This is a genomic window from Streptomyces sp. NPDC001508 (genome assembly GCF_040298665.1).
In the GTDB taxonomy this organism is placed as follows: Bacteria; Actinomycetota; Actinomycetes; order Streptomycetales; family Streptomycetaceae; genus Streptomyces.
In genome coordinates this window covers 1-7,145 of sequence record NZ_JBEPAP010000002.1, presented here as the reverse complement: position 1 = coordinate 7,145, position 7,145 = coordinate 1, and the positions used below count along the sequence as shown (strand labels likewise).

At 66.9% G+C, this 7,145-nt stretch carries 5 protein-coding genes and 1 pseudogene; 2 read left to right on the top strand and 4 right to left on the bottom strand.

Translation table 11 applies throughout. The features are described 5' to 3' along the window. Positions 1–31: 31 nt before the first annotated feature. The 4 genes and pseudogenes from argF to ABT245_RS02250 form a co-directional block, all read right to left on the bottom strand. Complete coding sequence (argF, locus tag ABT245_RS02265; RefSeq protein WP_351727788.1) at positions 32–1,039, bottom strand: ornithine carbamoyltransferase; 1,008 nt, start codon at positions 1,037–1,039, stop codon at positions 32–34. Positions 1,040–1,134: 95 nt separating this feature from the next. Continuing rightward, positions 1,135–2,358: an arginine deiminase gene (locus ABT245_RS02260; RefSeq protein ID WP_351727787.1), complete on the bottom strand. Its 1,224-nt coding sequence runs from the start codon at positions 2,356–2,358 to the stop codon at positions 1,135–1,137. Between the two features lie 875 nt (positions 2,359–3,233). Next, positions 3,234–3,931, bottom strand: a pseudogene (locus ABT245_RS02255) (polynucleotide kinase-phosphatase); the annotation flags it as partial. A gap of 147 nt (positions 3,932–4,078) precedes the next feature. After that, on the bottom strand, positions 4,079–4,324 hold the full coding sequence (locus tag ABT245_RS02250; RefSeq protein WP_351727785.1) for a hypothetical protein: 246 nt from the start codon (positions 4,322–4,324) through the stop codon (positions 4,079–4,081). 479 nt (positions 4,325–4,803) lie between these two features. On the opposite strand from ABT245_RS02250, the gene ABT245_RS02245 reads away from it, so the two are divergent. Further along, on the top strand, positions 4,804–6,231 hold the full coding sequence (locus ABT245_RS02245; protein WP_351727783.1) for an NsdA family TPR-like regulatory protein: 1,428 nt from the start codon (positions 4,804–4,806) through the stop codon (positions 6,229–6,231). A gap of 25 nt (positions 6,232–6,256) precedes the next feature. Next, the gene (locus ABT245_RS02240; protein WP_351727781.1) at positions 6,257–6,865 is read left to right on the top strand and encodes a YdcF family protein; all 609 of its coding nucleotides are present in this window, start codon (positions 6,257–6,259) and stop codon (positions 6,863–6,865) included. The last annotated feature ends 280 nt before the right edge of the window (positions 6,866–7,145 follow it).

Here is a 7,145-nt window from a genome sequence, read left to right as displayed (position 1 = left end):
GGCGGGGCGAACGGGAAGGCGGGGGCGGCGGTCAGGCCAGGGTGGCCACCAGGACCGCCTTGATGGTGTGCATCCGGTTCTCCGCCTCGTCGAAGACGACGGAGTACTCGGACTCGAAGACCTCGTCGGTGACCTCCAGCTCCGTCAGCCCGTGCCGCTCGTGGATCTCGCGGCCGACGTCGGTGCCGAGGTCGTGGAAGGCCGGCAGGCAGTGCAGGAACCTGACGTCCGGGTTGCCGGTGGCGCGCAGCACGTCCATGGTCACCGCGTACGGGCCGAGCAGCGCTATGCGCTCGTCCCAGACCGCCTTGGGCTCGCCCATCGACACCCACACGTCGGTGGCGATGAAGTCGGCGCCGCGTACGCCCTCCTTCACATCGTCGGTGAGCGTGATCCGGGCGCCGGAGGCACCGGCGAGCTGCCGGGCCACCTCGATGATCGTCTCGTCCGGCCACAGCAGCCGCGGGGCGACGATACGGACGTCCATGCCGAGCAGGGCGCCGGTGACCAGGTAGGAGTTGCCCATGTTGTAGCGGGCGTCGCCGAGGTAGGCGAAGGCGATCCCGGTCAGCGGCTTGTCGCTGTGCTCGGTCATGGTGAGCACGTCGGCGAGCATCTGCGTGGGGTGCCACTCGTCGGTGAGGCCGTTGTAGACGGGCACCCCGGCGTATGCGGCCAGCTCCTCGACGACGCCCTGGCCATGGCCGCGGTACTGAATGGCGTCGAACATGCGGCCGAGCACCCGGGCGGTGTCCTTCACGGACTCCTTGTGCCCGATCTGCGAGCCCGCCGGGTCCAGATAGGTGGTGTGCGCGCCCTGGTCGGCCGCCGCGACCTCGAACGCGCAGCGTGTGCGGGTCGAGGTCTTCTCGAAGACCAGCGCGATGTTCTTGCCGGTCAGATGCCGCTGCTCGGCCCCGGCCCGCTTGGCCGCCTTCAACTCGGCGGCCAGCTCGATCAGGCCGCGGAACTCCTCCTCGGTGAAGTCCAGCTCCTTGAGGAAGTGGCGGCCGGCGAGGGCGGTCGGGACTGTCGCCATGAGGGGCGCTCCAGGGAGTACGAGGACGGGGGCCGGGGGTACTGCGGAAGACCATGGAAGTCTATACGATGCTCAGCATTTATATACAGGGCGGTCTATACGGGGTCGCGCACCACCGGACAGCTCATGCAGCGCGGACCTCCCCGGCCGCGCCCCAGCTCGCTGCCCGGGATCTCGATCACCTCGATGCCCTGCTTGCGCAGATGCGTATTGGTGGTGGAGTTCCGCTCGTAAGCGACGACCACCCCGGGCTCGACGGCGAGGACGTTGCAGCCGTCGTCCCACTGCTCTCGCTCGGCCGCGTGCACGTCCTGGGTGGCGGTCAGCACACGGATCTCACTCAGCCCCAGGGCGGCGGCGATCGCGCGGTGCATATGCTCCGGCGGATGGTCGGTGACCTTCAACTCCTTGTCGACGGCCCCCGGTTCGATGGTGTACGAGCGGAGCATGCCGAGGCCGGCGTACTGGGTGAAGACATCGCCGTCGACCATCGTCATCACGGTGTCGAGGTGCATCAGCGCGCGCCGCTTGGGCATGTCGAGCGCGACGATCGTCTGCGCCGACCCGGCGGCGAAGAGCTTGTGCGCGAGCATCTCCACGGCCTGCGGGGTGGTGCGCTCGCTCATGCCGATCAGGACGGCGCCGTTGCCGATGACCAGGACGTCGCCGCCCTCGATGGTGGACGGGTAGTCGGCCTGCCCCTCGGACCAGGTGTGGAACTCCTCGCCGCGAAACAGCGGGTGGTGCCGGTAGATCGCCTCGAAGTGCACGGTCTCGCGCTGCCGGGCCGGCCAGCGCATGGCGTTGATGGAGACGCCGTCGTAGATCCAGGCGGAGGTGTCCCGGGTGAAGAGGTGGTTGGGCAGCGGGTCGAGCAGGAAGTCGTCGAGGTCCATCACATGGAAGCGGACGGAGGTCGGCTCCTCGTGGGCGTCCAGGAACTCCCGCTTGGTCATGCCGCCGACCAGGGCCTCGGCGAGGTCGCGCGCGGGCAGGGTCTCGAAGACGGCCCGCAGGTGGTCGGTGGCGAGCGGGCCGTACTCCTTCTCGTCGAAGACCCGGTCCAGGACGAGGCGCCTTGCCTGCGGGACGTCCAGGGTCTCGGTGAGCAGGTCGCCGAAGAGGTGGACGGCGACCCCGCGGTCGCGCAGCACGTCGGCGAACCCGTCGTGCTCGGCACGCGCCCGGCGTACCCAGAGCACGTCGTCGAAGAGGAGCGTGTCCTTGTTACTGGGGGTGAGCCTTTTGAGCTCCAGATCCGGCCGGTGCAGGATGACGCGGCGCAGCCGCCCGGCCTCGGAGTCGACATGGAATCCCATGCCTCCATCCTGGCCGCCACGCACCGGCTTCACCCACGCTCCCCCCGGTTTCCGCCCGTTCTTATTCTCGTCCCACCGACGACAAGACCCGTGCGGTGGCTGCGGCCCGGAGGATGGCCAGGGTGGCGCCGAGGCGATGACCGGCACCGTGGTGACCTCAAGGACCGCTGCCCCGAGCCGTGTCCTGAGCAGGATGCGGACCGTGTCCGGACGGCAGCGGAGCCGCGGAACCCCCTGATCCCGGGCAACGTGCCGACCCCGGCCGACCTGGGCCCGACCGTCGAACCGCGCCGCGGCTGCCCATGGCCGCGCAGGGCCGTCGTGGGGTCTTCCCTGCTCTCCCTGGGCACAGAGACGCCTCGCCGGTACTCGCCGCCCAGCGGCGCCGGGTCTGCCCCGGCGCCTTGCCCGGACACCGACGGGCATTGGCTACGGCCCGGCGCTGCCACGGGCCGCCGCCCGGCTGCACCGGGGCTGTAGCCGACGCCTCGTCGGGGCACCGACGGCCACGGACCCCAGTGCCAGGCGCTGCCACCACCGGTGCGCCAGGAGCGGCCCGACCACCCCACGCCGCCCTCCCCCGCCGGGGCCATGAACACCCGCTGACCCAAGGCGAGGTCACCGCACCCGGCCGCCTGGGGCCTGACCGTCCAGCCGCGCAGCGGCTGCGGCTGCTGGGCCGGGGCCGGGGCAGCAGCCGGACGGGACAGGTCCGGGTGGAACAGGCCCGCGGCCGGCACGGGTTCCGTGGCCCTCAGCCGGGCCCCTCCCAGGCCCGGAGGGACGGGCCGTCGTCGGCCGGCGGGGCCGCAGGGGCGGGGCGCTTTGTGATGTGCGTCACCCCCTGCCCGGTTGTGGCCGCGGAGGCGTGACCGTTACAGGCGTGGGTCGACCGGTTCTGATTCCAGGGCCAGGACCGCGAACACCGCCTCGTACACCCGCCACAGCGGCTCGGAGTCCGCCAGGCGGTCCAGTGCCTCCAGGCCGAGCGCGTACTCGCGGATCGCCAGCGACCGCTTGTGGTTCAGGAACCGCTGCCGCAGCCGGGCGAGGTTGTCCGGGCGGGTGTACTCGGGAGCGTAGATGATCCGCAGGTACTCGGCCCCCGGCACTTGATGCCGGGCTGGACCAGCCGGCCCTGCGGGTCGCGGGCGAGCGCGGCCACCGGCTTGACGACCATGCCCTCGCCGCCCCGCCCGGTCAGCTCCAGCCACCAGTCGACGCCGGCCCGCACCGACTCCGGGTCCCCGGTGTCCACGTACATCCGGCGCGTGGTCCGCAGCAGCCCGCTCCCGTCATGCTCGACGAGCCGGTCGATCAGGGCCAACTGCTCGTCGTGCGGCAGACCGGCCAGGCTGCGCCCGCGCACGGCGAGCAGCTGGAACGGGGCGAGCCGCACCCCGTCCAGTCCCTGCGTGGGCCAGCAGTAACGCCGGTACGCGTCAGTGAACGCGGCCGCGTCGGCGGCCCGTTCCCGCTGACGGGCGAGCAGCCCGGCCACATCGGCACCGCGCGCCGCCGCGCCCTCCACCGCCGCCAGCACCCCCGGGAACACCGCCCCGGCAATGCCACCCGGCGGGACATCATCACGGATACTCGATTCCCCGTCCCGGGGCGCACGATCTGTTCCGCCGAGTCGTGACTGACCATGCCCGCGTGACCCGTGAGGAATAGACCCCCGCCCCGGTGGACGTCCCCGAACCCTTGATACGTCGAGCGCCTACCGGGGCGGGCTGCAAGACGGCACGGGGACCGATTCCGAGGGAAGCGCGTTCAACAGCTTCACGGCCGAGTCGATCGGGAGCGCACCGATTTCCGCGTATGCGCGGCCCTTGCCGGTGACCAGGGCACGCACCCGCGCGGCTTCGTGCGCGGGGAGTCCGGCGCGTTGCAGCGCGGCCCGGAGCAGTGCCGTCGTGTGTTCCGCCTCAGCGCGTGCGCTCTTGTACTGGTCCATGGGGATCACTGCGCCACCCCCTTCAGGGCGCAATCCGAGTGCCAGTACGCCACGATCGGTGTTGCCTCCCGGCGGGCGAGCATTCCCCGGCGGCAACTCTCAAGGCTCCTGATCGCCTCACCACACGCCGGGCAGGTCTCGCCAGCGGGGGCATAGGTCGTGTACTCCCACTGCCGCGCGTCGGTTTCCGCTTCCGTCCGCTGCTGCCGTTGGGGGAGTCTGGTTGTAGCTTTGAGCATGTCGTCAACCCCTTACCGGTTGGTGGCCATGCCCCGGACCTGTCGCCACGGTCGCGGGGGTTCGTGTTGTCCAGCGCGCGGGTGGCGCCGCCTGAAGAGCTTCAGCCGGGCGGGACTCCTCACGGAACAGCGAACGGGGAACCCCGCAAGCCCATTTGGGGAACCCCGTTTCGGCTGGTTTGGGGTTCCCTGCTGGAGCTCTGGGGCTACGCTGGACGTAGATCACTTCGGTTCCTGGTAGGTGGCCACATGGATGACCGCGCGGCTCAGCGGAGCGGATATCCGCTGACGATCCCTGACGCGCTCCTCAACAGCGAAGCCATGCGGCAAGCCTGCGCAGCCCGGAATTTCCAAGAGATCTTCCGGCTGGTTAATCGCCGTACCGGCTCTAGTTATGCCGTAATGGCGGCAGCCGTGGGGAAGATGACCAGTTCTCGGGTCAGCGACATCCTTCGTGGTGTTAGGGGAATCCGGGGGCGGGAAGTTATCGAGCGCGTAGCGGATGGATTCGGCATCCCTGGAAAAATGCTCGGGTTACCGACACGTCCATGGGAAAGCAGCAGCAACACTGCACAACCGAAGGTTGAGATTGCGTGCGATCCTAAAGAAACCGTGCCACAGCCGGAGCAGGTGGTCTCCGTGGGCCGGCGCACTTTCGTTGCCACGTCTGCCGCCGCCCTGTCAGTGGCTGCAACACAGATCAATCGGGGCCAGCGCGTCATTCAGGCTCTCGAAGTAATGAGCCATGGCAGCGCGAGCATGCTCACCGCTGTACTCGGCGAACTCATCGAGCATTACGCCCTTACGATTTACTCTGTGCCCCCGGCAGAGGTATACGACGAACTACTCACTGTCAGAACATATGCAGATGGCTTTCTCGACTCTGCCATGCCTAGTGGACAGAGGAAGGACATAACGCTATCCATCGGCTGGCTTTCCTGCCTGCTGGGTATTGCCGCGTGTGACATGGGCGCGCATGCAGCATCCCATATCTGGTGCGGTGACGCCGAGCGACGAAGCCAGGAAACTGGGCATCCTGAATTGTCAGGATGGGCTGTTCTGACGAGGTCACTGATTGCCTTCTATCAGGGGCGGCCTCACCAGTCACTTTCCTTGGCCTCCCAAGGGCAGAGCGTCACGGCATCGGGGACTCTGATTCACACAAAGCTAGCGACTCAGGAAATGCGGGCAGCAGCGATGACGGGGGACGCTGACCGCACGGAAACAGCTAGGCGCTACGCTTCAAGAGAAATGGCGAAATTGCCAACCGATGTGAAAGTGACGGGCGCTTTCTCGATTTCCCTCGGCGAAGATCCACCGTACACGGCAACATCCTTGATGCTTCTGGGACGGCACGAAGAGGCAGTGACCGCTACTAACCGCGTACTTCAAACGCTCTACCGGCCCGAAGCGCGGCAGCGCGGTGAACACCCATCCAGCTATGCCCGCGCACTACTCATCCTGGGGCTTGCTCAAGCAGGGGCCGGAAACCTCGATGAAGCCGTGTCCGCCGGCCATGACGCTCTTGCGGGAAACCGTCCGGCGTGGCCGACCGTGACGCTTGCCGGAAAACTCAGCCGCCTTCTTGAACGCAACTTTGCCAACGCTCTTCAGGTAGAGGAATACAAAGCTCAATACCTGGACACTGCTAGCCAATTGACCGGAAATGTTATTTAGTCATTCACTCGTCCGGAAGGGCGCAATGAGCGGCACTGAACTCAGCGCGAAGCAGATTCGCGAAATCGCGAGTTTCGTAGATATTGAAGCACCACCGCCACAGGACGAGCCCACCGCTCACTTCCTCTTTGGAACGAACCAAACTCGGCCGATCGAAATCGCGGCACAGCGCTACCATAAAGGACTTGCGCCGCTGATCATCGCAACCGGAGGAATCAACCGGCACACCGGAATCGTGGAAGCACACATGTTCCGTGAGCTTCTTATTGAGCGCGGTGTTCCCGACAGTGTCATTCGGTGTGAAGATCAGGCAGCCAACACATGGCAGAATGTGGAGTTGTCACTTCCCTATTTGCGGGAAGCCCTGGCATCGGGATTGAAAGTCACGGCCGTCAGTAAGTGGTATCACCGTCGAACCCTGCACTGCCTAGCAACACTGGTCCCCGATATCGGCCCCTTTTACGGAATCTCTTGGGAACCAATTTACGCAGGCAAGGTGATCAATCGCACTGACTGGCCTGACATTCCCGACGGAAGGCGCCGAGTTATCCGTGAATGGGAGGAAGTGCCCCGCCGCGTCTCAGAAGGAAGCCTCAAAGACGTGAGCCTTGTCGAGGGCGTCTGGCACGGGTGACAGTGACGACGGTGGGTCTGCGCGCGTCGTCAAACCTGACTCCCCACGGCCCGTGCCCGCCCGCCCCGGTCACCCGCGGATGACGTCCAGCGTGCACTCGAACCGCTCGACACCCGGGTAGACCTCACCAAGACTGCACACCGAGAACCCGCACCGCCGGTAGAAACCCACTGCCCCGGCATCAGCCTCATGAATTCAGCTACGGCAGCGATCTGATGCCCTGGCAGAAGAAGGGTGCCTCTCACCTGCGATGATCTGGATTGTCTAGATCAAAACCGTC